This is a genomic window from Bradyrhizobium sp. CCBAU 45394, assembly GCF_028128655.1.
In the GTDB taxonomy this organism is placed as follows: Bacteria; Pseudomonadota; Alphaproteobacteria; order Rhizobiales; family Xanthobacteraceae; genus Bradyrhizobium; species Bradyrhizobium diazoefficiens.
This window is the reverse complement of sequence record NZ_LBIX01000176.1, coordinates 386,115-409,444: the sequence shown is the minus strand read 5'-3', so window position 1 is coordinate 409,444 and position 23,330 is coordinate 386,115. Positions and strand designations below refer to the sequence as shown.

At 62.5% G+C, this 23,330-nt stretch carries 16 protein-coding genes and 1 pseudogene; 3 read left to right on the top strand and 14 right to left on the bottom strand.

The genetic code is table 11. From position 1 onward, the window contains the following. Nucleotides 1-630: 630 nt before the first annotated feature. The 10 genes from WN73_RS39355 to WN73_RS39310 form a co-directional block, all read right to left on the bottom strand. Nucleotides 631-3,180 carry a hypothetical protein gene (locus tag WN73_RS39355; RefSeq protein ID WP_271557638.1) on the bottom strand — a complete coding sequence of 850 codons (2,550 nt, stop codon included), beginning with the start codon at nucleotides 3,178-3,180 and terminating at the stop codon, nucleotides 631-633. Beyond that, nucleotides 3,177-4,769, bottom strand: a complete 1,593-nt coding sequence (locus tag WN73_RS39350; RefSeq protein ID WP_271557636.1) for a hypothetical protein — start codon at nucleotides 4,767-4,769, stop codon at nucleotides 3,177-3,179. The genes WN73_RS39355 and WN73_RS39350 overlap by 4 nt, the downstream gene beginning before the upstream one ends. A 211-nt stretch (nucleotides 4,770-4,980) precedes the next feature. Continuing rightward, nucleotides 4,981-6,264 carry a DUF2130 domain-containing protein gene (locus WN73_RS39345; RefSeq protein ID WP_271557635.1) on the bottom strand — a complete coding sequence of 428 codons (1,284 nt, stop codon included), beginning with the start codon at nucleotides 6,262-6,264 and terminating at the stop codon, nucleotides 4,981-4,983. Between the two features lie 209 nt (nucleotides 6,265-6,473). Then, nucleotides 6,474-7,829 (bottom strand): hypothetical protein, encoded by a 1,356-nt coding sequence (locus WN73_RS39340; RefSeq protein WP_271557633.1) that lies wholly within the window; start codon nucleotides 7,827-7,829, stop codon nucleotides 6,474-6,476. Further along, nucleotides 7,829-8,314, bottom strand: coding sequence for a hypothetical protein (locus WN73_RS39335; RefSeq protein ID WP_271557632.1), 486 nt, complete (start codon nucleotides 8,312-8,314; stop codon nucleotides 7,829-7,831). The genes WN73_RS39340 and WN73_RS39335 overlap by 1 nt, the downstream gene beginning before the upstream one ends. Further along, nucleotides 8,304-8,765, bottom strand: a complete 462-nt coding sequence (locus WN73_RS39330; RefSeq protein WP_271557631.1) for a DUF7665 family protein — start codon at nucleotides 8,763-8,765, stop codon at nucleotides 8,304-8,306. The genes WN73_RS39335 and WN73_RS39330 overlap by 11 nt, the downstream gene beginning before the upstream one ends. Nucleotides 8,766-8,779: 14 nt before the next feature. Then, the gene (locus WN73_RS39325; RefSeq protein ID WP_271557629.1) at nucleotides 8,780-9,292 is read right to left on the bottom strand and encodes a hypothetical protein; all 513 of its coding nucleotides are present in this window, start codon (nucleotides 9,290-9,292) and stop codon (nucleotides 8,780-8,782) included. An 84-nt stretch (nucleotides 9,293-9,376) separates the two neighbouring features. Further along, nucleotides 9,377-12,664 carry an ATP-dependent helicase gene (locus WN73_RS39320; protein ID WP_271557627.1) on the bottom strand — a complete coding sequence of 1,096 codons (3,288 nt, stop codon included), beginning with the start codon at nucleotides 12,662-12,664 and terminating at the stop codon, nucleotides 9,377-9,379. A gap of 83 nt (nucleotides 12,665-12,747) precedes the next feature. After that, on the bottom strand, nucleotides 12,748-13,380 hold the full coding sequence (locus WN73_RS39315) for a hypothetical protein (RefSeq protein WP_271557626.1): 633 nt from the start codon (nucleotides 13,378-13,380) through the stop codon (nucleotides 12,748-12,750). Continuing rightward, a complete protein-coding gene (locus WN73_RS39310) occupies nucleotides 13,352-13,855 on the bottom strand; it encodes an RNA polymerase sigma factor (protein WP_271557623.1) in 504 nt (167 codons plus the stop codon). The genes WN73_RS39315 and WN73_RS39310 overlap by 29 nt, the downstream gene beginning before the upstream one ends. 1,867 nt (nucleotides 13,856-15,722) lie before the next feature. On the opposite strand from WN73_RS39310, the pseudogene WN73_RS39305 reads away from it, so the two are divergent. Together WN73_RS39305 and WN73_RS39300 are read left to right on the top strand one after the other, a co-directional pair. After that, a pseudogene (locus WN73_RS39305) lies at nucleotides 15,723-16,146 on the top strand (HAD-IC family P-type ATPase); the annotation flags it as partial. Nucleotides 16,147-16,292: 146 nt separating this feature from the next. Then, the gene (locus tag WN73_RS39300) at nucleotides 16,293-16,982 is read left to right on the top strand and encodes a hypothetical protein (RefSeq protein WP_271557622.1); all 690 of its coding nucleotides are present in this window, start codon (nucleotides 16,293-16,295) and stop codon (nucleotides 16,980-16,982) included. Nucleotides 16,983-17,011: 29 nt separating this feature from the next. On the opposite strand, the gene WN73_RS39295 is transcribed toward WN73_RS39300, so the two are convergent. Then, nucleotides 17,012-17,194, bottom strand: coding sequence for a hypothetical protein (locus WN73_RS39295; RefSeq protein WP_271557620.1), 183 nt, complete (start codon nucleotides 17,192-17,194; stop codon nucleotides 17,012-17,014). A gap of 113 nt (nucleotides 17,195-17,307) precedes the next feature. Here WN73_RS39295 and WN73_RS39290 point away from each other — a divergent pair, with 113 nt between their 5' ends. Continuing rightward, a complete protein-coding gene (locus tag WN73_RS39290) occupies nucleotides 17,308-18,030 on the top strand; it encodes an SOS response-associated peptidase (RefSeq protein WP_271557618.1) in 723 nt (240 codons plus the stop codon). A gap of 157 nt (nucleotides 18,031-18,187) precedes the next feature. On the opposite strand, the gene WN73_RS39285 is transcribed toward WN73_RS39290, so the two are convergent. The 3 genes from WN73_RS39285 to WN73_RS39275 all read right to left on the bottom strand — a co-directional run bounded on the left by WN73_RS39285 (nucleotide 18,188) and on the right by WN73_RS39275 (nucleotide 23,319). Continuing rightward, nucleotides 18,188-22,060 carry an NACHT and WD repeat domain-containing protein gene (locus tag WN73_RS39285; protein ID WP_271557616.1) on the bottom strand — a complete coding sequence of 1,291 codons (3,873 nt, stop codon included), beginning with the start codon at nucleotides 22,058-22,060 and terminating at the stop codon, nucleotides 18,188-18,190. 11 nt (nucleotides 22,061-22,071) lie between these two features. Beyond that, the gene (locus tag WN73_RS39280) at nucleotides 22,072-22,485 is read right to left on the bottom strand and encodes a hypothetical protein (protein WP_271557614.1); all 414 of its coding nucleotides are present in this window, start codon (nucleotides 22,483-22,485) and stop codon (nucleotides 22,072-22,074) included. Between the two features lie 330 nt (nucleotides 22,486-22,815). Then, nucleotides 22,816-23,319, bottom strand: a complete 504-nt coding sequence (locus WN73_RS39275; RefSeq protein ID WP_271557612.1) for a hypothetical protein — start codon at nucleotides 23,317-23,319, stop codon at nucleotides 22,816-22,818. Nucleotides 23,320-23,330: the final 11 nt, after the last annotated feature.

Genomic DNA, 23,330 nt, shown 5'->3' with positions numbered 1-23,330 from the left:
TCCAAGCCCGTGGAATTCACAAGGAACCGCTCTTTTCTCCCTTTTGGGAGGCCGTCGTCCGTCGGCTTGGAAACGGAATCTAGGTCGCCATCGCCCTTCCCTGCGTTGTGCAATCCCGAAAACCGTCCCATGGGTTGCACGCGGCGGCAAGCGATCGGGGCCGCCGACGAGACTTTTCCCCTGCAATCGACGGCGATTCTTTGCTCTCATGAAGTAGCATCTCACTGAAATGTCTGCAAATTCCGTCGACGCGGCCACCTATCTTGGAAGAACCGGCTGCCTGTGGCTGGCCGCCTAGGCGCGGCTCCCGGAGGCGAGATCCGCACGCTGCAGCGGCTGCTGCTGGGAGATCTCGGAAGAGCAATGCCCCCCTACCGTCGTGCCGACAGGTCGTCGACACGTTACATCCCTCGTCACGGCCGCCGTGATTTCAACCGCTTTCGCGCCCAGCCGGATTCGAAGTTTCTCGACTGGTGATGCCCGCACGACTAGTCGTGGCGAATTCAGAGTACCGGAAGTACGCACGGACCGGAGACGAACATCGGCGGCGTTGCTGCAACTCGCGCTGCGCGCCCACCAAATTCCGGAGGGTGTGCAATCCCTGTTCAAGCGGGGTCCGCAGAATCAGAATCACCGTCGCCCGCCAACCTGCCATTCAGGGGTCATCGGCCAGCCGGGAGAACCAACCAAGGCATCTTGATCTCTTAGTACGTCTGCAGGGGCTACCCCACAGGTAAGGGCGGAATCCTTTTGTGGTTTGACGAGAATGCCGGCCAGCGGTGGAAGTTGAAGCCGCTTTCCGAAGCGTTGGTCTAGGTTTTCTAGCACAGCCGCAAAGGACGGCGCCGCCATTTCCTCGCGGGACAGTTTCATGAACGCCATAACAGCGGTGGCAAGGGTGTTCAGAAACGGAGCGAGTTTCGCACAAGCTGGATTTATTCTGGTCGCTGTCGCAGCGGCATTTGCCGACCAAGCACAGCAAGCCAGCGTTTCGAGCAGGTCGTCCGGAAGTCTGTCGTGGCTACGATCGAGCAACAGACGCCGAAGAGCGGGACTGGGTCCGCTGAAAACGACGGCCAGTACGCGGCCGATTAGCCGCGGCCAAGTTTCCGTGTGGGTCGGATCGTAGCAAGGCAGTACCTGGACCTGCGAAGGCTTATACGACCCCTTGACCACTCCAGGCCACCCGGCGACCGTTATGATCATGAGCATTGCCCGTAGCCGGAGGATGTCGATTTCATCGAGCATGCGGTTTGGCTGACGCAGGTCCTCGGTGTAATCGTCCACAGCCGCTACGATGGCGGCGATGTCCGCCTGCCGTCGCTTTCTGGACAACTCCACCGCCACTTTCGGGGATTGCTTTGGATCACGCGGGTTGAAGCCCTGCTCAAGCGCATCGTTCGTGCCAGCCGTCTCGTCGCCGGTGTCCAGCGCGGTGGCAGCCTCTTCTTGGCTGATGTCGCCAGCGCCTTGGAGCGCTGCCGACTTCAATCCAATCAGCCGGTTCAGCGCGGCGCGCACGAATGATGCATGGCTACCGCTTAGTGCGCTTCTTTCTGCCTCCGAACCCTTGATCTCGCGGCGTCGCCCTCGCATGAAGGCTTCGTAGTCGAGTTGCCCTGGAGGTTTCTCGTCGTCGGCCTTGTTCGTCTTTCCTACGCGCGCCTGCGCCGTTGCTGGCTTCTCTCCCGGCGGGGCTGACAGGGTCTGGATCACGTCCAGCAGCCACAGCCCCTCGTCGTCGTCCATTTCGAGCTCGCGGATTGCCCGTTCGGTGCCGACGGTCAACGGATCTCTGGTCTGCGTTTGCAGATCCTGGACGCGCGCGATTACGGCGGTGCAGGAGTTCGTACCGTCACGATGGCGGAATCTCGCGAAGACTGGCGGCCGCCCGGACTGCTCGATCCTGAACTTCCGGTCCGCGCCTGAATGCGGCAAGGGCTCTGCCTTCAATCCGAGAGGCCGGCAATTGGCGTCGAGCAATTCCAGTGTGCAGTGGCCGCGATCGTGAGCAGACGCCATAGCTACGGTTGAAGGCCACCAGTGGATCGTTTCGTAGATCAGCTCGAACGTTCCGGGATCGCGAGCCTCCATCTCATCCAATGGCAATTTCTCCTGCGGCTGCATCTTGGGGATTTCTTCCAGCCTCATCGCCCGATCCGCATCGAGCAGGGGCGTGAGCCCGAGGCGATTGAATAGCGCACCCGCGGGCAGCCGACGGTAAAGGCAGGCCTCCTGGTTGATGCCAGGGCGGCTTGCGGTGCCCAAGGCGGCGAGCGTGCAGTTCGCGCTGCCGGCCAAGACATGATCCACTCCTCCAATCGTTGCGACGATCATCTTGGCGTGGATGAAGCGGCTATTCTTTTCTGGGAGATGTGTCGGGCTGAAGCCGCGCAAATCGGACACCTGGATAGGAGCCTTTCGCGGCAGAGCCTCCGCCGGAAATGCTCTTTGTTCGGCATCGATCAGAAGCACGGTCTTCTTTGGTCGGAGCGTGGTCCGCAGGTTGTCGAGGGCGGCGAGATTGTCATCCCAGTACGGTGACAGGACAGTCAGTCTATCCACCGCACGCTGCGCCCCGATTAGGTCGGTAAAACGTGCGGACAACCCCGCCGCCCCGTCGGATGCCAGGAAGCCTGCCTTCGTCCCGTCCGCAAGCTCGACAACAGCGTCGGGATAGGATTGTTCGCTTAGCCATGCACTGCGGTCGCGCGCCCAGCGTAGCTTGTCTTCGACCGCCTTTTGTCTGGGATCGAGGAACTGCAGCGCATAACGCCACCCTGCAAGCACCAGACCGCGCGCCGGGCTTTCCTGCGCGCTGCACTCGATGGCCGCGGCTAGTTCAAGATTACCGGCAAGTCCGGAGGCGGTGGCGTTCGCGGAGGCCACGATCAGCCTGCCCCGGTTCTTGCCGATCTGCACAATCACCTTAGGATGGAAGACGCCATCGGCTCGGGCCTTGGCCACCAGATAATTTGTCCCGGCGAGTTTTGGCGCGCTTGCCGCCTCGGCGAGAGCGAGACCCAACATGTCCGCGTCGCAGACGAGCATCACATTACGACATCCGGCACCCCGAAGGCGACTTAGTGCGATCGACTCGAAAGCGTCAAACTCGACGCAAAACGTCGTCATGATTGTGGTATGGAAACCGGTATCCTGAAAGGCCTCGTACAGTTTCATGCGGCGCTCGCCAGGCGGTTACCACGCTTCGTGAGCCCGTTTTCGTCCACGAGGTGGATGTCTTTGAGGAAGGTCAGCGCGGGTCCAAGGCGAGGATTGGTGGCGACGGGTCCGTCTTTTGCACGCAGACGAAGCCGGCCGTCGTGGGTCTCGACCAAGAACGTGTAGTCACGCTGATACTGTAGCTTGCGCATCGCGACCCAAAGGTGGCGTTGCAAGATTCGTTTTTTGAAGATCAACCTGAGCAGGTCGGGGATAGGTGTCCCGGCCTGGCCATCGAGGAAGCTGAGTTCGTTGGCAAAAGACCGACCTGGCGCATCGGGATGATCGCCACCATGCTGGTTCGCGAAGAACTGCCTGTGGTCGGCACACTGTCTGGTGAGCACTGCCATGAGCTCGATAGCCGCCTGCGCGCTGCGCACCGGAGCTTGGCGCTCGTCCGTTCCCGCCTCGAGAACATCCCAACTCAGCGCCAACTCCGACGTGGGCTCGTCGGACGCCAAGCAATGACCGGCCTTCGGCAATGCGGCAACGAGATCCGACCAGGTCTTCGGCCACCCAGCTTGCGTGACCTCGAGCCTGTCGAGCGCTGCGTCGATCAACTGGTCCGTCGTCAGTCCGGACTGATAGGATTCCAACGTATCAAGTAGCCACTTCAGCAGCGCCTCATAGGCCATGCGCCCCAGATCGCCGGCCTGATACGCCCACCAGCCTCGACGTTGCGTTTCTAGTTCCGGCTCGGGGATCTCGATAGATTTGCCCTCCCAGTCGTGCCCCGCATAGAGCAGCCATCGCATGTCACCGGCTTCGACATCTTCGCCCAGGAGCTGGATTACTCGAAGAACGAGCGTGAGTGTCTTCCTCCGCGCGTGGTCATTCTCGGTGGCGTCCGGGTATCCGGCAAAAAGCATGCGTTCGTAGGCGTCGCGCTCATGGCTCTGCGGGTGGATACGCGACGGGAGAATTGGCGCGAGCTCGTCGAGCGTGTTGAGCGATACCCTCCCCGCCTTTACGATCTTCAGGAACTTTTCACCCGCCTCGCCGGCAGCTCTGGCAAAAACCCCGGAAAAATCATCACCGATGATTTCCGTCGGCACCGAGAGTGAGTGAGCCTCGGCGTCTCCCAGCACTCCAGCCTCCCTGAGCTGACTTTCGTAGGCCGCGCCGAAGGCTCCCCATGCCTGTTGCAGGTACGGAGTTGAGTCCGCACCCGGATCGGCATGCGCTGCAAAATCTATTGCACCGCCCTCATGCTGCGCGAGCCTCCTCTGCGCCCACAGAACCCCAGCAACTCCGGTCTCCTGGTGCTCTCCTTCGAGATTCGCTCTCGCGGCAGTTAGGGCGTACAACGCTTCCGCACGCCGCACGGTCCTCTTCCAGGCCTCGGAATCGGCATCGTGGTTTCGCTTCGCGTACTGCTCGCTCAGCCAAGCATATAGTCCGTAGTACCTGGTCCGCAGCGTCACGTTGCTGATCCCAGGAAGCAGAGCTTGATAAAGCCGTACGCTTGCCGCCTGTAGGCCAAGCGGATCAAGGCCGCTCTTTTGACGCACCTGCGTCCATTCGGGCACGGCCATAAGGTCGTTCATCGCAGCACCTCACTCCTACGTGTCGGAGGTTAATCGGCGGAAGGAAAAGTCCCACGTGGGAGAATCAGAACCAAGCTCAGCCGTGATGGTTGAGTATGCGTTCCACAGCCACAAGAACCAATTTGAGCGGGTAGCGACAATGCTCAAGATTCAATGAAGCGTGCTGCTGGCCCTCGGGGGCTGAGCATCCTGATAAATGGTGAACCGACCCCTACTCATTCTCGGGTCCCTCAAGCAGCGGAATGTCCAGGCTGGGGATCTCAGGCAACGCCTTGCCGGCGATACCCTGCAAATCACCGTACATGCCGACGGTGGTCTCTATGACGCCCTGAATCTGACCCTCGCGCTTGGCCCAGACCCGGGTCATGAACTTGCGCTCCTTGTCCAAGTCGCTCTTCAGCTCTTCGAATTTCTCGATGATGCCCTCAACACGTTGACGGAAGCGGGGCCCGATCAGGTACTGATAGATCTGCTCCATCTTCGTTTGCTGACCTGCCTGCGCGCCGCGCAGCGCCGCTAGTTCGACGAGAGAGTGCCGGAGCGCGATCGCGACTGGAATGGCGCAGCGAGGATGCGCGATCCAGACGCCATCGATCAGGCCGAAGGTCTCTACTTCCTTCGGCAGCGCCTGGGAAACGATGAGCGCGACCTCAGCCTTCACGCCCCGCTGGTCTTCGCGCAGCTTCGAGAGCCACCCCTCGTTCCAATGCTTGGTCGACTTGAGCTCCCAAAGGATCGTGCCCGCCGGCGGCCCGATTTGGCCATTCACTCTTTGGAGGATGTCCCCGCCCGACTCGCCCTTCCCGACCGGGTCGACCTGATCGAGCGGAAAATTGGTCCGGAGAAGAGCCTCAAGCTCAAGCTCGAGTGCCTCTCCCTGGGTCTGCTGCGATCCCTGGGCTGCCTTTCTCTTTAGCTCCTCGATAGTCCGCCCCATGGACTCGATCTGGGCGTCCTTCTGCGAGACCTGTGCCTTGAGCTCGTCTTCAGCCTCCCGGCGAGCCTTGACGTGGATCTCTGTCTGGCTGGCGTTGACGCGCTTCTCGACAATTAGGTCGAGTTCGCGCTTCTGTTCGTCAAGTTCACGCTGTTTGCGAAGCACCTCCGCCTGTGCCTGCTGCGCTTCGCCGAGCTTGGCATCGTATCGCGTGAGAGTATCCTGCATCTCGGCAAGCTGGGTTCTCGAAAGTTGCAGTTCGGCGGCAGCCGCTTCCTTAGCTTTCTTCTGCTCCTCTATCCTGATCTGATCGGTTTTCTCCTGAAGCCGCTGTGCAATCTCGTCGGCAATCGCCGCCCGCGCTTGGGCAAGCTCTTCCTCCTTACGACAGACGTCATCCATCCTTTGGCGGTAGTCACCCTCCTTGGCGTCCAATTCGCGCCGATGGATTTCCCGCTCAGCCTCGAGTAGCGGCGCGGCAAGCGATTCGGTTAGTGGAATCTGGTGGCTGCACCTCGGGCAGATGACGTGTGGTTCGCTGGTACGCTTGTCGAGCATTTGGACCTCGAATTGATCGTTCTTTTCACATCGGAGCTGGCTGAGTGCCTCCTAGGGCGACACATGTCCAAGGGAATCAATCCAGATTGTACGCCGTCGAGGAGGCTGTTTGCGTTTCTGGTCCTGCAGACCAGTTCGCGGACAGATCCATACCCAACAAGCGAGAAGACCTGCCAAAGGCGGGATCGCTGTGCTTGCCGGTGCACTCGTCATGCGGCGATCCCGACACTTCCGGGATTGAAGGCTTCCCACGGCCTTCCCATTACGATCGTTCTGCCTTGGAGATCGCGGAGATGGCAGGACCCGAGTTCGTGTCTGGGCCCGCCGAGCGACAACCTCACCAGCTCGCTGACGACCATGGAGCCAGCAACGGCGCCGACGAAGGGCGCGCCGATCGAGCGGCCAGCGAGACGCACGATGCCGCAGCGGTCGCCAGAAGCTTCAAGCATCGCGCGGTATGCCGGCTGTGAGATTTCGGGATCGGATGGTGAGATGTCCGCCCAGACCTCCCGCGCGGGCTTCGACGCCGGAAAGGTATGCAGGTCGATGCCGAGATAGTCCTGCGGGCCACGACCTAGGCCCGCCTCGATCACGCGCGCGAAACCCACATCCTCGACAGCCTGCCGCGCCAACGCGTTATCCACGCCGACGAGCGCGACCGACGGCTCGCGCGCGCCGATCCGGAAGTCCGCCGCAAAGGGACGTTCTATGATCCTTGTCTTGAACCCGCGAGCGTCGGCCCAGTCGGCGAGCGCTCTGGTCTTCTTCCGCCGCATCATGTCAAGGAAAGTCAGAAGCGATGTGCTGACGTTGGATGGGGCGAGCACGTCCACGTCCTGCATCACCAACTCCGCGGCCTCCCCGCCGTACGGAAGCAGCGCGAGCGTCCACAGATATGCCTGACCGAGATTGCCAAGGCCGATAATCCAGGCCGAAGACGGAAGACGGCTCGCACTCGGAGCCTCTGTCCCACGCATCCAGTCGCGACTGTAGTCCCAGAGATCAAGCCCCGCTGCACGACGGCACGCCATGGGCAGTCCGCCGCGAAGACGCTGGAAAATCTCCGCGACGCCAATGGCGCCAGCGAGAACGCCCGCCGGCGTGAACGAGCCGTTCTCCCCGAGCCTCAAGCCGCTCGCGAGCGGAACGACGCCGCCACACCAATGCGCGAAAGTCGCACGAATCGCGAGACGCTCGATCCCTTCGGGCATGACATCACCAATCACCAATGTCGGGACCGCCGGGTCCGGCGCGTCGGCCATCCGTGCGCCCAAGCCGCGCATGGCGTCCGGCAGCCCTCCGAAGGACGGAAGAGCCACTAGGAGCGATCCACATGCGCCGACCACGGTCACGCCGCCGAGCATGCAGCGCGACGCGCAATTGACGGCCGTAAGCAGGGCGGCCTGCAGCACAGCGCTTTTCGCAACATCGGGTCCGACCACGATCTGCATGCGATAGCTGGCAAAGATGCGCCCGGCCTCTTCCACGCTCGACGCCTCCCCGGAATCGAGAGCCAGTTTGACAAGCCGGTTCAGGCTGTCGGTCAGCAAGTCGATGTCATTCATCACTGAGAATCCTCGATCTTGAGAACGCGCCCGCGCCGACAACCGCCGTGTGCGCGCCAACGATGGTCGCCGAGATATTCGTAGATGCCGACCGACCATCGCCGCACGGGAGGGCTGGCCATGCGGGGTAGGATGATCGCGATGTGGCCGGCGCGCGCGATCATGGGGTTCTGCCTGTCGGAAAGGCTCTGTTGCGCTCCAAACGGATGGACGTGCGCATCGGCGACCACCGCAAGCCCGAGCCTGGCGCAATGGTCCCAAAGCCTCGCGAACGCGTCGGCATGGAGAACGCAAACGCCGGTGTCGTAGGCGTGGGGGTCGAGCTCGTCATAGTACACAACGGCGGACGCAATCCGCCCGAGCTCACCCTTGTGGCCGAGAAGAAACGCGCCGGACTCATGGCGCTCCTCTGTGCGCCGGCGCAGTTCGGTGACGAGTTCATTCCACAACGGTCGCGCGACGCGGAGACAAGGCTCATGGGACACGCCGGCCTCCGTAATCACCTGAATTGAGGAGATCGTGCACAATGCGGAGATAGTGCACGATGCCGACCTCTGGATCCCAAATGAGACTGGGATGCTCGTTGAGCCAGTTCGCGTGTCCCTCGATCGACTGCCGGTCGCAAGGCACATAAAGGCAGGAGCCATTCTTCCAGCCGGGATTGAAGGCCAAGGACACCCGGTTCGCACCGGTCGGCCAACGCTCCGGAGCGAGCGGCGCGTCACGTTCGATGTCCCATGGTCGCGCCGTCGGCGGGGTCCTGGGATAATCCTGGCAATCGAACCGCAGACCGTATTCGATGCCGTCGACGGCGCGCACGCTGAAGATGGCGTAGGGCCAGGACACGCTGACCGTGCACCACCGGCCTGAGGCGACGCCCGTGCGGAAGCTCCCGCCGGCCAGGTGCCGGCGGAAGACGGCTTCGTCCGGGCGCATCGAGCAATTCATCGTCAGCCCTCCACTCGCTTTCGCGGAACGAGGTCGAACTCGACGGCGCAGGTGTCGCCGGTGAGCGTGCCGATATGGACGTCCCGGTCGGGTCGCTTGTCCGTACCGGTGATCTGCAAAACATGCTCGGCTGCGTCGCGCGGTGAGAGGCCAAATGCACGGCGGGCTGCCCAGTGATGCACCCGTCCGATGGTCGACCCCGGAGCAAAACGACGATTTTCGCTCTCGCCGTTGAAGCGGACCGACACCGCTACATGCCGGCATTTCGTGACGTGGAGACGCAGCGGAGCCACGATGGCCTCCTCGTCGAAGCGCAGAGGCAGCAACTCCTCGATGGACGTTTCCGGATCGAGCGGTCCATGCACATCCTCGACGAAGACCAGCGTTTCTTCGCGAATCTGGATTGGATGATCGAGACCCGCGAGCACCCCTGCCACGGTGTCGACCGGCGCGGCGGTCGCCACCAATATCTCGGGGACGCGGGCGCCTTGGATGAAGATTTCGATGGGACGCATTTCTGAAGCCCTTTCGTTCGGCCGACCGAGGATCGGTCGATCTGCTCTAAGGGATCAGTCGCGTCGGAACGGCAAAACCGGAAGTCAGTCGGGAACGGCTTGGCAGATGAAATAGTGCGGACAGCGGGGGCAGTCCTCCGACTGGACCGCGGGATAGCTGCCGTTCGCCAAACCCGTCACGACGGCGCGGACCTCGTCGATCCTGTCCGCCATGACGCGAGCGAAGGAGACCGGAACGACGTCGTCGGAGGATAGATAACGGATCTCGAACCTGCCGCCGTTGCCGAGCTCTTGTCGACCTGCTTCCGCCATCAAAGCGTGGAGCGCGCGGTGATCGGGCCTATTCTTCGGCGATCTGCCCGTGCGCAGCCGGCGCAGCACGAAGCCGCGGCCGTCCCGTTCGATCTCGTCCACGTTCAGTGCGATGTTGTGGCCGTCGATGTCGGCGGTAAGGGTTTCCCCGAAGCGAACCCCATTGCGCGGCCTGGCGTTCGCTTGATCCAGTATTCTTTGGGCCGATGCGCGATACAACGGTTGCAGCGGATGGTCCGTCGGTCCCGACTCGGCCCAGCGCGCTTCTGTCTCCGCCTTGAGAGCGTCCGCCGTCACCTTCCCGGGCTGAGCGGCCATCCAGCCGAGCACGCGATAGACCGTGCGGTGAAATCGGACATAGCCGTTGTCCTCCCGCGAACCGCTGAGACCCAAAATGACCTGATAGAGGTAGCGGCGCGGGCATCCCAGGTAGAGCTCGATGTCCCGGCCGTCGTGCTCGCGCGCTGCGCGTGCGAGATCGGACCGGTCGCCTCCGACGGCGCGCGCCGGCGGCCTTCTCGTCCAATTCGGGTCGGCGTCCGGCTCGCGAGGCAAGAATTCCGCGATGGCATCCAGCGCGGGGGACGGGTTGGATCTCTGACTGTCGGAGTAGCGACAGGCGCGCGACAGAGACAGATGGTCGCGGGCGCGGGACAGAGCGACGAAAAAGAGGCATTGCTCTTCCTCCGCGTGAGATTCCTCGGCCGTCGAGGGCAACATGCCCGCCGGGGCCGGGCACGTGGTCCCGATGCGCCTCAACGGAAAAATTCCGCTGCCGAGCACCGGCAGGTGGACGACGGCGAACTCCAGACCCTTGCTCGCGTGAACGGTCATGAGCCGGACGGCGTCGATCCCCTCGATCGCGGCGGGCATCTCGCGCAGCGCCCGCTCATCGCCGAAGGCCTCGAGCCTGCGGATCCAGCCGAGCAGCCGGCGCTTGGGATCGCCCTCGTCCGACCAGTCGTTCTCGATCGCGAACTGCAGGAACTGATGAATCGCGAGGCGCCGCTGCTGATCGGCCGCGGAATTTCCCGGAAGGTAATCGCGTATCAGGCCGCGCTCGAACAGAAGATGGGTCAACAACTGTCCAGGGCCGGTCTTGAAGCCGATTTCATCAAAGTCCGACCCGAGGCGCGCGAGGACGGACCTGCCTTCCGCCGAGAGGCCCTCGAGGCGAGCGATATCGGCGAGCGCCGCAAACGGCGTCTTGTCGGTCTGCTCGGCGAATGCCAGGAACGCCCGGACGTCGCTCAACTTCATGCGCCAGCGCGGAAGCGTCGCCACTCTCATCAGGCCGCCGCGCCGACGTTCGGACACGAAGGAAAGGATCGAAAGAAGATCGCGGATCTCCGGCCGTTCGAACAGGTCACCAAGGTAGAGGACCGGAATCCCGGATGCCTCGAGACCTTCCGCGATCTTCTGAAGGTTCGAATGCGATCGGCAGAGAACCGCTTGGTCCCGGTACGGACAGCCCGCTTTGCGATATCGCTCGATCGCCGCGGCGATGCCCGCGATCTCTGAACTCCTGTCGGCCGCGACGTTGAAATCAATCGGATCGGCGCCGGGACCGCGACTGGACCGCAGCGAGCTGTTCCGTCCGCCGCCCACGGTCATCCGACGGGCGTAACCGCCGAAGGTCTCGACGATCTGCTTCCGCGAGCGGTAGTTGACTGCCAGCGCGAGGCGCTTGCCGTTCGGATAGTCCTTCTCGAACTCGGTGGTGTTCGACGGCGCCGCGCCCCGAAAGCGATAGATCGATTGCCGCGCGTCACCCACGACCCAAAGTCGTTCGCCATCGCCTGCGAGCTCCTTCAGAAGAAGGGCGCTGGCGCGATTAACGTCCTGATATTCGTCTACCAGGACATGAACGTACTGCCGATGTAGCTCGTCGCGGACGTCCGGATGCTTCTTCAGTATCTCGATCGACCTGTTGATCAGATCGGCGAAATCCACATTTCCGTCTGCGCGTAGACGCGTTTCGTAATGGGCATAGACCCGCGCGACCTCCGCAGCCTTGTCGGCACGCAGGATGGCATCGTCGTCGGAGCCCGCCCTCGAGCGCATGCGCGCCGCCGCCGCCGCGTACTCGGCCGGGGAGAATACCTCGTCCTTGGCGCGCGAGATCGCGCTGGTGATATTGCGGAGCTCAAACAGCGGTTCGTGCAGCCGCAGATAATGGTCGAGCCCGAGTTGTGGAAGATCTCGTTCGAGGAAGGCGAGTTGGTCTGCCTGGTCGAGAAGCTTGACGGGCTCCTTGATGCCTTCGAGGGCGCCGTATTTGCGGAGAAGCTCCAGCCCGAAGGCATGGAAGGTCCCCGCCCATATCTCCGCCGCGGCCTCTGGCGCTGCGGCTGCGACCCGCTCCCTTATCTCCCTAGCCGCCTTGTTCGAAAACGTGAGCGCCAAGATACATGGTGCTGGAACGCCCTTCGCCAGGAGATACTCGATCCGGGCGATTAACGTGCGGGTCTTACCAGTGCCGGGCCCGGCCTCCACCAGCAGCGGTGCTCCTTCGAACTCGGCCGCCACCTTCTGGGAATCGTCGAGGCCCGGCCGCTCCCGATCCGCCGGCTTCGCTTGGATAGGAACGTCGGGAAGAAGGAACGCAACAGCGAGTTGCTGGTTTACCAGGCCGATCGGCACACCGAGGTCTGCTGCGATCGTCGATCCGGACGCACCTGCCTCGAAGCGGGCAGCGGCCCCCGGACCAGGCAGAAGAAACTCTCGCGCAAAGACGTTCGCGTACCTCTCTCGCAATTCCTGCGGGCTATACGCCTCGACCCGCCGCAGTCCGAGCGGTGTCCCCTCCTCCGGAGCTCCAGGGTCCGAGTTCCGGGGTGTTACGGCAGGCTCGTCCGGGGTTTCGATCCAGAAGTGACCGAATTCGTGCGCCTCCACGTAGGCAGCCACGTCGGGCGCAAGAGCGGACGAAAGATAGATCGACGGCTTGTCGCCCTTGCGGCGAAGCGCGCCGTCACCGCCGCCCAGCAATGGATGCTCCGGAGCTATCGATCGAACGACGATGCCGGTCTCTCGGCGTGCCGCGGCGAGCAGCTCCATTGCGGTCCCTCCCGACCCGGAAGACCTCATCGCTGCGTGCTTCTCACGCGCCAGCTTTCTTACGGCCCCGAAGCTGTCCATAGCTATGCCGCGAGTTTCGGGTCGGGCTCTTCGGCGAGCCAACGCGTCTTGTCGGTATCTGGCAGGTCCGAATCCCGAACCAGCATCGAAAAGTCGACCTGCACCGCACGGGGGCGACCTCGCGATTTATTGGCCGACGCAAGCGCCGGTGGGAGCCGGACGTAGTCCCGAAATTCGTCTGCCGTCCTCTTCAAGGCGTCCGATACGACCGCGACCAACCTTGCAGGGAGCGTGGCCGGATTGATGAGACGGTCGATCAAGCAGTCCAGGATGGAGCGGTCGATGTTGACCGTTCGCTGGAACGACTGGAAGTCGTATCCAGCCGCACGGATATCTGCGGCTAGGTCGACGAGCTGCTTCGGGCGCTCCTCTGCATCCATGATTGCCTGAACCCGGCTCATGGTCCGGTTGACGATGCTGCCAACGGTTTCCGCCGTAATCGGCTGCTTGCTCCGCAAGGCGTCTGTCGCAATCCAATCCGTTGCGAACTCGATCAGTTCGCGCTCGAACTCAGGATAATTGTTGACGAAGGAACGCAGCGTTGCAGAGTCCGGAGGCCCCGACAGACTGGCGAACTCGTCGAGCACGGTGTCGAGATCGGCTTTGCTAGTCGGTTTCATCGTCTTCTCCATCATGCCCAAGGACCTCGGCGGACTTCTTGAGCCAATCGTGCAGGGTCCGGACGTCTACATCCATCTGTTTTGCGACCTCCGCCCGCGTCATCCCGAAGACGTGGACGCGAATGAAGGCCAGGGCGTGTATGGTCGGCAGTTTTCGGATGTGCCGTTCCAACATCGCCCGAGCTTCCTGGCTCGGAATCCCGTCGGGAACGTCATCCAACGGGTCGAAATCCAGGGCAGGCTCTTTCCGAGCGAATGCGCCTTCAAAGCGCGCAGCGCGTTTGCGGTAGAGATCAATCGAACGTCGTTTCGCCCAGGCTGCGAAGACGCGTCCTGCCATGCCGCTCTTGCCTGCCCGGATGCCTTCGAAAAGCTGTTCGAGAATCTCTTGAACTTGATCCTTGATGTCCTCCCCGGTTAGGTCCCACGCCTGATTGGCAAGCAGAGGCGTCACCGTCTTGGTTAGCGCTTCAAAGGACAGGCTGAGCAAGCGTCGATCTCGGGCATGGTGCGCTGTGACTGCCAGCCGAACCAGGGATTCTGGAAGGACAGCCCTCGAACCCGCGACTACTTCCCGAAGAGCACTCCTGAGCTCGGTCGGAGCAAGTTTGCCTAGGAACTCCGTCTGGGAGTCGACTTCAGCAAGATGCTTGCGGGTCGCAGGTATGCGCCGGTCAGGCATGCCACCGGGGGCCTGATCGGACTCCGGATCAGTCGCCTCCTCGGCTTCCTCTAGTTCTCGCGGCTCTTCCATCCCTGAAACCCCGACTGGTGATGTATGAAGGACTAGTCGCGACGAATTCCGAGAATCGGGTGGTCCTTCCTACCTTTTTCGGCAACTATAACGGGCGTGGGGAGGATTGAGCAAACAACGCGGGCATCCGCCTCGCTATGGACGGCATCTCTAGCCATTTCGACCCGGCCCTCTATCCGGTGGGCAGGCGTGGATTTTCTTACTGCTGGCAATCTGACTGGCGGGCAATACCTGCCCCGCGGGCTTCGTACGGAGGCCCTGTCCCACACGCCCCCCTCTCGTCGGCAAAAACCACTTCAGGAGCGGTCTTCAGGCGCAAGCCGCCTACGACTAAAAGTCGGCCCTCGTGGCTCGGCCTGCGCGCGACGTCTACACCGGGGGAGCCCCCCGGGGGACCCGCATTTTCGTCACCCGGAAGCTATGGGAAGCTAAGGCGCGTTCGCTGCTCCGTTGGGTTCGTCGGACGAAGTCAACCGGAGCGACCTTGGAGCCGATCCGCCCGCGCCGAGATGATCAATCACCCGTGGGGGCATCCGATTGCCTCTCAGAGCCCCGTTTTCTCCGACGAGAACGGGGTCGTGTGGCGACCCGACGACCTCGCTCTCAGGGCACCAAGGCACCTCGGTCAAGCGCCGCGAGGTCCGGAAGCACCGGATCGAGCTCCTCCTGCTCCAGAAGTTTGGCGTCCTCGCCTGCGAGATGGGTGGCAAGGTCGTGCCGGAATCGGGAGGATCGCGCGGGCGAAGGCCGCTCGGGGGGGACTTGCCCCCGCCATTCTGCGATAGAGCGCTCGATGGCCGGAAGATCCTAGTGCCGTGGCCGTCGATGTCCGACCAATGGAAGATCGGAGTCTCGGGCACCATCCCGGCAACCCGCAGCGCCTTCTGGGTACCTAGGGATAGCCCGTCAGCGCCCTGCCCTCTGATCGATGGTGCTTCCATCGGCAAATCCGATCGCTAGGGTGCAGTACGACTTGGTCTCCCGCTGCGAGCCCGGAGAGACCTTCGGCGGACCGGTTATTCCGGTGTCCGATTTGGACTGGGACGGTTTTGGCACGGCCGTTCTCGTCGGCAAAAACGGCCCACTGGTCGCCTTTTCGGAATAAGGCGCTCACCGGCGCGGTCAGGGCGTCCGGAGCGCTCCAGGTGGTCACGTGGACGACGACCCGGTAGTCGTGACCAAGCGAGGCCGACACCTCGGGCGGATCCGCGAAGTTGATCGTCACCCGGACCCGCTGCTCATCGATGCCGAGCGCCGAGACGTTCAGGAAGCCGGCGGGGGTGAACGCGGACGACCGTCCTTTGATGGACTGTCCGCCCCAGCCGTCGATCCGGACGGCGGCCCCGGCTTTGACCTGGACCGCGTCGGTCGAGAGCAGGTCGGGACCTCCAGATCGAGCGGATTACCGATGTCGACTAGCAGCGTCCCGGCGGGAGAGTTGCCTCGCTATGCTGGATGATCATTAGCACCCGACCGCTCGCCGGCGCCAGTACCCGCACGCAGCATGTCGCCTCGGCCGGGGCCGCCAAGTTGGCGGGGTTCATCAACCGTGCGGCCAGGCTGGTACGCACCGCGCGCCGCAGGTCGACCTGGACCTTCGCGCCGGACCACGGCGCAGGCGGTGGCCCGCCGGCTAGGAATTGCTGACGTGGAGGCCGAGGTTCTGCCTGATCAGAGGGCGCCGTGTTCGCCAAACTGCAGAAACAGGGGCGCATCGTCGCCATGGCAGGCGATGGCGTGAACGACGCGGCGGCGCTGGCCGCAGCCGAGGTCGGGAACGCCATGGGTACGGGCACGGAGGTCGCCATGGAGAGCGCCGGCGTCACTCTGCTGAAGGCCGACCTCACCCGCATCGTTCGCGCCCGACGGCTTTCGCGCGCGACCATGAACAACATCCGACTGAACCTGTTCTTCGCCTTCGCCTACAACGCTGCCGGAATTCCGATCGCTGCAGGAGTGCTCTATCCACGTTCGGTCTTCTCATATCGCCGACGAAATCGCGGGCGGCGATGCTTACGGCAACATGACCTGCTGCGGTGGCCACTTCCGCGAGGCCCTTGCGGCGTGCATTCTTCATGCGGGATGGGGATCGAGGGAGGCCGATTCAGCTTGACAGGATTTTTGAAGCCTGAGTCGATCTTCAGGAGTATGCACCGCGCGGAGATGACCTAGCATGGCCGAAAAAGACGACGACGGTGGCGTTCCGCCCGCGCCCCCCGCGCAGGTCAACCGAGCCTCGGATGAAGCGCCGGCGACGTTTTCGGTCCGCAGCTTCCTCGCCGAACGTGGAGCTCTCGTCGTCCATTTTTCGACGCCCATGAGGCGAGACGATGCCTTGCGATTTCCTGACGATCTGCTTCGGGCCCAAGCATTGAGCGAAAAGGGCCTGTGCTGCTCGACCATTCTGCCTACCGACGTCGGGCCCGGGGAGCCCAACATCGACTACGCCGAGGCGAACGCCGTTGGGTGCATCGGCATAATTCTCGACGTCGACGATGCAGGTTCGGTCTGCGCCGTTCACCCGTCAGATTGCGGAACCTATCGGGATGCCGACGGAAATCTCGAATACGACGGCGACGAGCCAACGGCGGAGTTCTGCGCGAGGAGCATCGACCGCCGCAGTGGGAATAACGAATGGGTCGTGAAGAACTTTCGGACCATAGGGCTTTTCCTGTTCCGGCCGACCTTCGTCCACATAGCTCCACCAGGCTCGCCTGAGAGGCCAATCGCCGTTCAGGGCGCTATTGCCCCGTTTCCTGGGTTGAGGGTTTTCTCGGTCGAGAACCAGCAGTTCGTTGAATTTGACCGCACTACCAACGAATGGAGACCGGTAGAGTACGGCGCCATCGTGGGGAATGAGTAGGGTCTGCGCATTCCTATCGCGATGCCGTTTTACGAATTGGGGTAATCCTGGCGCAGCTCACCGGCCGGCGGCATGGCGAGGAAGGGCATTTCATCCGCGCCTCCTTCGATTTTCCAGGCCGGCGGCCTGACGTCGTCCAAAGGCACGCAGTTGAACTTGGTCTCAACATTGTCGGCGAGAACGACGGGCACCCACCGACCACGTTCGTCCATGACTTGGCGAGCCGACTTCGCTGCAGCAAATGCGCTAAGGCCGATCGCCGCCCGGCGGCCACTCTGCTACAATTGGCGCAGCGCCCTCGCCAGGCGGTTCCGGAGTCCTGACGATGTGCAACCTGTATTCAATCACCACCAACCAGGCCGCTATCAGCGCGCTGTTCCGTGTCGTCAACCGGTACGTCGGCAACCTTGCGCCGATGCCCGGCGTCTTCCCCGACTACAAGGCGCCGATCGTCCGGACCGGAGTCGACGGCCGCGAGCTCGCGAGCGCGCGCTGGGGCATGCCCTCGTCATCGAAAGCCCTCATGGACGCGACGAAGAAGCGGGCCGAGAAGCTGCAAGCCAAGGGCAAGGAGGTCGATTTCAAGGAGTTGCTCCGGATGGAGCCCGACGGCGGCACGACCAACATCCGCAACGTGAAGAGCAAACACTGGACGCGCTGGCTGGGGCCGGAGCACCGCTGCGTGGTGCCGTTCAACTCGTTCAGCGAGTTCAACAAGGCCGAAGGCGGCGACATCTGGTTCGCCCTCGACGAATCCCGACCGCTCGCCTGCTTCGCCGGTATCTGGACCAACTGGACGTCCGTCCGGAAGGTCAAAGAAGGCGAGACCACCAACGACCTCTATGCGTTCCTGACGACGGAGGCCAACGTCGAGGTCGGCACTATCCATCCGAAAGCGATGCCGGTGATCCTGACGACGTCCGAAGAGGTCGAGACCTGGATGACCGCACCGGTCGACGAGGCCCTGAAGCTGCAGCGGCTCCTCCCCGACGGGACACTGCGGATCGTCGCCCGCGGCGTGAAGGAAGATCAGCCTGCCGCGGCCTAAGATTGATCGGCGCGGTTCCGGCGCCACACTGACAAGCGCCCTCCTCGCTCCAAGCGCGGTCAGGATCGTTCTCATAAACCCAACACAGCGAGTGCCTAATCGGCCGCGATAAACGCTTCAACCGCGCTCAAGGCGCGATCCGGCTTTCAAGGCTCTTCTACGGGTCCAGAAATTGAAACGTTGTGGATCGGCCGACATCTTCCACTATGAGAATTTGCTGGGCAGAACGGGACAGAGCGCAACCCACAGCCTTCGAGTCCAGCCCAACCACTCCGACTATACTTTCTGCACTCAACTTGCAGAACGTCAAGAAGTTGTCCCAGTCGGACAGCACAACGATGTCACCATCAAGCACCGTTAATATGTGCGTTCGGCTCTTCCGAAGGTTGAAACTATAGGTCTTCTGGCGGCCAGTTTTGACATCGAAGCGCAAGATGTTGCCGTCGCCAGCGAGGCTATACAGACAGCCGCCTTCGTCGTCGACGAAGATGCTGACGGCTCCACAGGCCCTTTGCCACATGACGCGGTGGTTCAAGTAGTCGAGCGCCGCAACGACCCCTTCAGACAATTCTATAGCGCAGTGAAGCGATGGAAGGATTTCGAGAGCCTCGAGCCCCCCATAGAGCCTGTGCCGAGGAAAGCGTCGCATTTTCGGTTCAAACAGATCTAATATGAAAAGGTCAGGTTCCATATTCAAATCCAGAATAACGATGTCGCGCGCGTAATCCGCAGCCAAATATCCAAAATATCCCGATGCGTGCATCGGCGCGCCCGCCGCGTCTCCCATGAAGGCGTGGAACCCCCGTGGCCTTCCCAGTGCGCCGCTGTCCAAGACTTCGGACGTCCGAGTATCGAAAATCATGAAGGGGCAAAGCATGTCATACTGGATCAGAAAGCAAAATCGCTCGGTCGCGGCGGCGTCAGACCAGTGCGGCTTAAATCGTTGGCCGAGTATCGGTACGTCTTGCCTCGGGATTTTCCACTGCCGCTCACATCGAAGATCGTCGTCCTCGACGCGCCAGATCTTGCCGACGTCGCGTCCGAGGGTGAGGAATCTTCCTCGATCGATGCCGGAAGCGCAAATCAGGTTCTCCCCGTGCGCATGAGAGTTCGTTTGCCGCCATTCCGGCGACTTCCAACAGCAAATCACGCCATCCAGGCCAACTGTCGCAGCCACCGCGCCTGAGCGCGAGCCGGCGATCATAGCGACACGTCCAACGTGGCCTTCGGTGTCATCGTCCGCGTGCGTCGTCTCGCGCACATCCACGGCCACGACCTGTCGGTTAAAGGCGCCCACCGCCCAAGGCAGGTCGCGATCGCATGCGGCGACCGTCATAGGTTGACGAAGCGGATAGCAGATCGGCCCGTCTGGATCTTGGGCGTCGATGAAAAGCCGTCGCCCTGACTCACAAATTGCTCTCAGGTGTCCGTCGTCCTGCTCGTCGAGGCAAAGGATGCGGTCCTCGTCTAGGTAGATCGGCTTGAGCGCACCGTCCTCGATGTCAATCCTAATCGCGCCGTATTCCGCCAGGGCGACGACCCACCTCGGGTCACGCAGCGGGACCAAGGCAAGCACAGAGCCGAGCTTGAGGTCCGCCGAGCGCAAATGTTCCCCCGTATCCAGGCTCCAGAATTTAACAGTTTGATCGGTTGAGCCCGAGATGATCTTGGACTGATCGGTGCTGACTGCGACAGCGTTGATCCCTTCCGTATGACCTTCCAGCGTCAACAGCAGCTTCGCGGCCGCTGGGTCCCAGACCTTGACTACGCGGTCCCAGCCAGCGGATATGAGCACGTCACCGTCCTGCGCGAAGGCGAGTGCTCCAACCGGCTGCGCATGTGCGCCTTCGGTGGAGTCTCCCATTTCATTGCTCATGAGGGTGCGAATGAACTTGCCAGTGGCCATATCCCAAAGCTTGATCGACACGTCAAAATGGGCGTCCAGCCAGTGACCCGAGCCGCTGGCGAGAAGGCCTGCCTGCGGGGACAACGCTAGGCAACGCAGATCATCGTCGTGTGCCCTGATGCTGTATTTAATCTTCCCTGACGGAACATCTATAGCCACAATTTCACCGCTGGCCGTCCCATAGAGACCGAGCACGCTTTGTGCTATGGCGAGCACGGCTGCGCACGTAACAGCGCTCGGCACCCTGCGGAGGCTGAGGACGGCGTTAGGCTTCGCGTAGTCGCCCGATCGAACGGGCACCAATCCGGGAAGCGCCGCGGACTCGAAAGCGAGTTTTGATTTGAGGTCCGGCGGCGATCGCAGCTTGACCTGAAGATCAAACTGCCCAGGGTCGTCCCGGAGAATGCGGGCCGCGGCGGTCAATAGGTCTGCCGTCCTCCCCACCTCGTCGCTGATCACCTCGGCGGTCGACGCGTAAACCCTGAAATCGCCAAGCGTTGCCTCAATCCCACATCGCGCCGTCTTCTTCCGCAGCCACGTGATCTGCGTCAGTACGCTCGCTGCCCCTTCAAAATCCCCGCCCAGGCAAAGGTGCGTGACGTAGTGGAGTCTTGCATAGGCTCGGCGGCCCCGCCGGTGGAGCTCAGGGGTATCGTCAAAAACAACGTCTGGGGCCGATACCTCGGCCACGGCGCGCGCAAGCCTGCGATGTTCCAGCCGGGCGTCGACCCAAAGGTCGGCGGTTGACGGAGAGTCGAGCGTCGTCTGCGCAGTCATGAAGTCGGCAAAGGCGGCATGATAGAGTTGATAAGCGTCGCCGATCCGGCTGAGGAATTGTTCCAGCCAGCCCAGCGCCTGAGCCACTTGGGCGCGGCCGGCTGCGGTCCCGCTAATCCCCTGCACCTGGTCGAGGGTGAGGGGCTGCTGGGCAATAGAGAGCAGTGCGAGGATGGGTTGATAGAGTTCTGACCAGGACTCTAGGAGCGCGCTCTCGCCCGTGACCGTGTCGATCACCTTGATGCGGCTCCGGCCGGGCCCGCCCCGGATGAGTTTCAAAAAAAAGGCGAAGAGCGCGCCGAGGTCCTCGGGGAGAGAATCGAGGCGGAGGAGGCGCTCGATCAGAACCTTCTGCTCGGGACGGGCCAACGCCTGGTCGAACGCGCGGCCGATGGCGGCCGCATAACCGATGTTGCCATCCGCCCGCAGTGTCAATTCCGAGACGAAGGCTCGCGAGGATCGGCCGGCTTGCTCGACTGCCGCGGCGACGGCGGCCTGCCGCACCAGCAGCTCGGCATAGCGCGAGACATCCTCTTGGACACGCGGGTCATGCGCGTCGAGCGGCAGAAGGCGGAGCGGTCCCTTCCGCCGCTCCGTGAACAGGTCGAGTTGACGATAGGCGGGACGGCAGGACACGACGATTCTGACGTTGTTGGGGAGGTCAGGCCCGTTCGCCAACCATTCGAGCAAATTGCCCTCGGCCTCGCCGAAAGCCAGCTCGTCCACCGCGTCCACTAGGATGACTAGCTGGGCAGAAGGCTCGACCCTTGCGAGGCGGCGCGCCGGGGCGAATAGACCCATCTCCTGCAGATCGTCCACGGCAAGTAGGCGTGGATCGGTGATCCATTCGCCGACACTCAAGCCAATTAGCTTGCCGGCTGCGCGCTCCACGGTCTGCGAGATACGGATGGCGGCTTGGTGGAATGGCGAGGCGCGTAGTCGCTCGACGCGCGCGCCGATCACGTCGGCACCCTCCGGGATATCGCCGACAGATTGTGTGACATCGACCTCAACCGAGTCCAGGTCGAAGAGCTCTGGTCGAAGTGCGGCCAGCTGCCAGCCGATACGCAGCAAGAAGGAACGCGCACTGGTCTCGCCGATCGACGTCGTTTGATCGCGCCGAATGTAGAACACGGGCCAGTCGGTGTTGTTGTTGGCGAGCTGGGCAATAAAGCTGGACTTGCCAGAGCCGGGTTCGGCAACGACGAGCACAAAGCGGCAATCCGGCCGGTCCAGCTGCTCTCGCAACTCGTCCTCGAGCCATTCCCTCCGCACGAAGCGCGGCGCCCCGATGTAGGCTTGCGTCACGCCGTGGAAGAATAGGTCCGCGATCTCCGCGTCGGGCACTGAGGGGAGCCTCAGCCAATCTCGTCGAAATCGGCTCCCGTCACCTTCTTTGCCTTGTCCATGTGCTGCGACACCTCGGCGCTCCCCCGGGTCATCCGCTTCGCCTTCAGCCCAACGACTTCCTCAGCCTCCTTCATGTTCTGGACCACGCGGATCTGCGGCGCCGCCCGCTTGACCTCGGCAATAGCCGCCGCGAGCTCCGTCTGCAGGCCATTGTCTCGGGCGATTTGGCTTGCGATCTGCGCTTCGGCTTCATCCTTGGCGGCATTAGGGTCGGCTTCGAAGCGGTTCAGCGCAGCCGTTGCCGACGGGTCGGCACTGAAGGCCTTGCGCAGGCGTTCCCAGATCGCCTTGGCCTTTTCCTGCACGAACGTCGCCGCACCCTTCCCGGCTTCGCCGGCGAACTCCTCGGCAGCTTTCTTCAAGTAAGGCGTCAGCAACGCGACGACGCTGGCCGCGATGACGGATGGTTCCATTGCGATGCTCCATAGAATTGACGTTGGTTACAGAATGATAGCAAGACACAGCCACTCAGGCCTGCGACGGGGTAAGGCGACCGATAAGACCGAAAAGGGAAGCGCGCCCATGTCGCCATACAAGCAGAGCGAGTGTAGCACAAAGTCCGCGTCCACGCATTCGACACGACCGGTGGCCGCACGTCCTATTGGGCGCGTTCCGCCCTTTCGGGCGTCGGGATTGGCGCGACAATTGAAGTCGATGAGCCTTGCAATCGAGAGCGCTACCCCCAAGATCAATTAGCTCTCGCTGTCTTCGCACTGCTTGAGCTTGTTCACGACCGCCGAAGTATCGACGACCTTGCCGTCGCGGCTGAGCGGCACGTATGCCGCCTTCCTGCCCTCGGCGTCGCTGACTTCGATGACCCGCGGCATCGTGTCGGGATACTCGCCGGCGTGCTCTCGCGTCTCCACGCGGTAGCCCTCGAGGCGCATGTCGCTGCCGTCCATGCTTGGACCCTGCGGCCGCTGCTCGGGCAGCATCGGTGGCAGGTTGAGATCGGCCGCTTTCCGGGGCGGAGAGCTCCAAGAAGGATGACCTCGATCGAGAAGGTGCCTAAGCTCTTCGACGGCCTCGCCGCGCCGTTCGAGCTCCTCCACTGCAGCGACGACTTCGTCGCGATCGAGAACGTCGAGAAGGCCGTTGACCGTACGCTCGCATTCCCGCTCGCCCGGTTCCACGTAGCGCGCCAGGATGGCCTGGGACCGCTCGACGGCTTCCATCACCTGCTTTTCCGCGGACATCGGCCACCTCC

Excerpts from the sequence above, each read along its gene's own strand:
- WN73_RS39355 (WP_271557638.1), bottom strand. The coding sequence starts at position 3,180 with ATGAAACTGTACGAGGCCTTTCAGGATACCGGTTTCCATACCACAATC.
- WN73_RS39350 (WP_271557636.1), bottom strand. The coding sequence starts at position 4,769 with ATGAACGACCTTATGGCCGTGCCCGAATGGACGCAGGTGCGTCAAAAG.
- WN73_RS39345 (WP_271557635.1), bottom strand. The coding sequence starts at position 6,264 with ATGCTCGACAAGCGTACCAGCGAACCACACGTCATCTGCCCGAGGTGC.
- WN73_RS39340 (WP_271557633.1), bottom strand. The coding sequence starts at position 7,829 with ATGAATGACATCGACTTGCTGACCGACAGCCTGAACCGGCTTGTCAAA.
- WN73_RS39330 (WP_271557631.1), bottom strand. The coding sequence starts at position 8,765 with ATGCGCCCGGACGAAGCCGTCTTCCGCCGGCACCTGGCCGGCGGGAGC.
- WN73_RS39325 (WP_271557629.1), bottom strand. The coding sequence starts at position 9,292 with ATGCGTCCCATCGAAATCTTCATCCAAGGCGCCCGCGTCCCCGAGATA.
- WN73_RS39320 (WP_271557627.1), bottom strand. The coding sequence starts at position 12,664 with ATGGAGCTGCTCGCCGCGGCACGCCGAGAGACCGGCATCGTCGTTCGA.
- WN73_RS39315 (WP_271557626.1), bottom strand. The coding sequence starts at position 13,380 with ATGATGGAGAAGACGATGAAACCGACTAGCAAAGCCGATCTCGACACC.
- WN73_RS39300 (WP_271557622.1), top strand. The coding sequence starts at position 16,293 with ATGGCCGAAAAAGACGACGACGGTGGCGTTCCGCCCGCGCCCCCCGCG.
- WN73_RS39295 (WP_271557620.1), bottom strand. The coding sequence starts at position 17,194 with ATGGACGAACGTGGTCGGTGGGTGCCCGTCGTTCTCGCCGACAATGTT.
- WN73_RS39290 (WP_271557618.1), top strand. The coding sequence starts at position 17,308 with ATGTGCAACCTGTATTCAATCACCACCAACCAGGCCGCTATCAGCGCG.
- WN73_RS39275 (WP_271557612.1), bottom strand. The coding sequence starts at position 23,319 with ATGTCCGCGGAAAAGCAGGTGATGGAAGCCGTCGAGCGGTCCCAGGCC.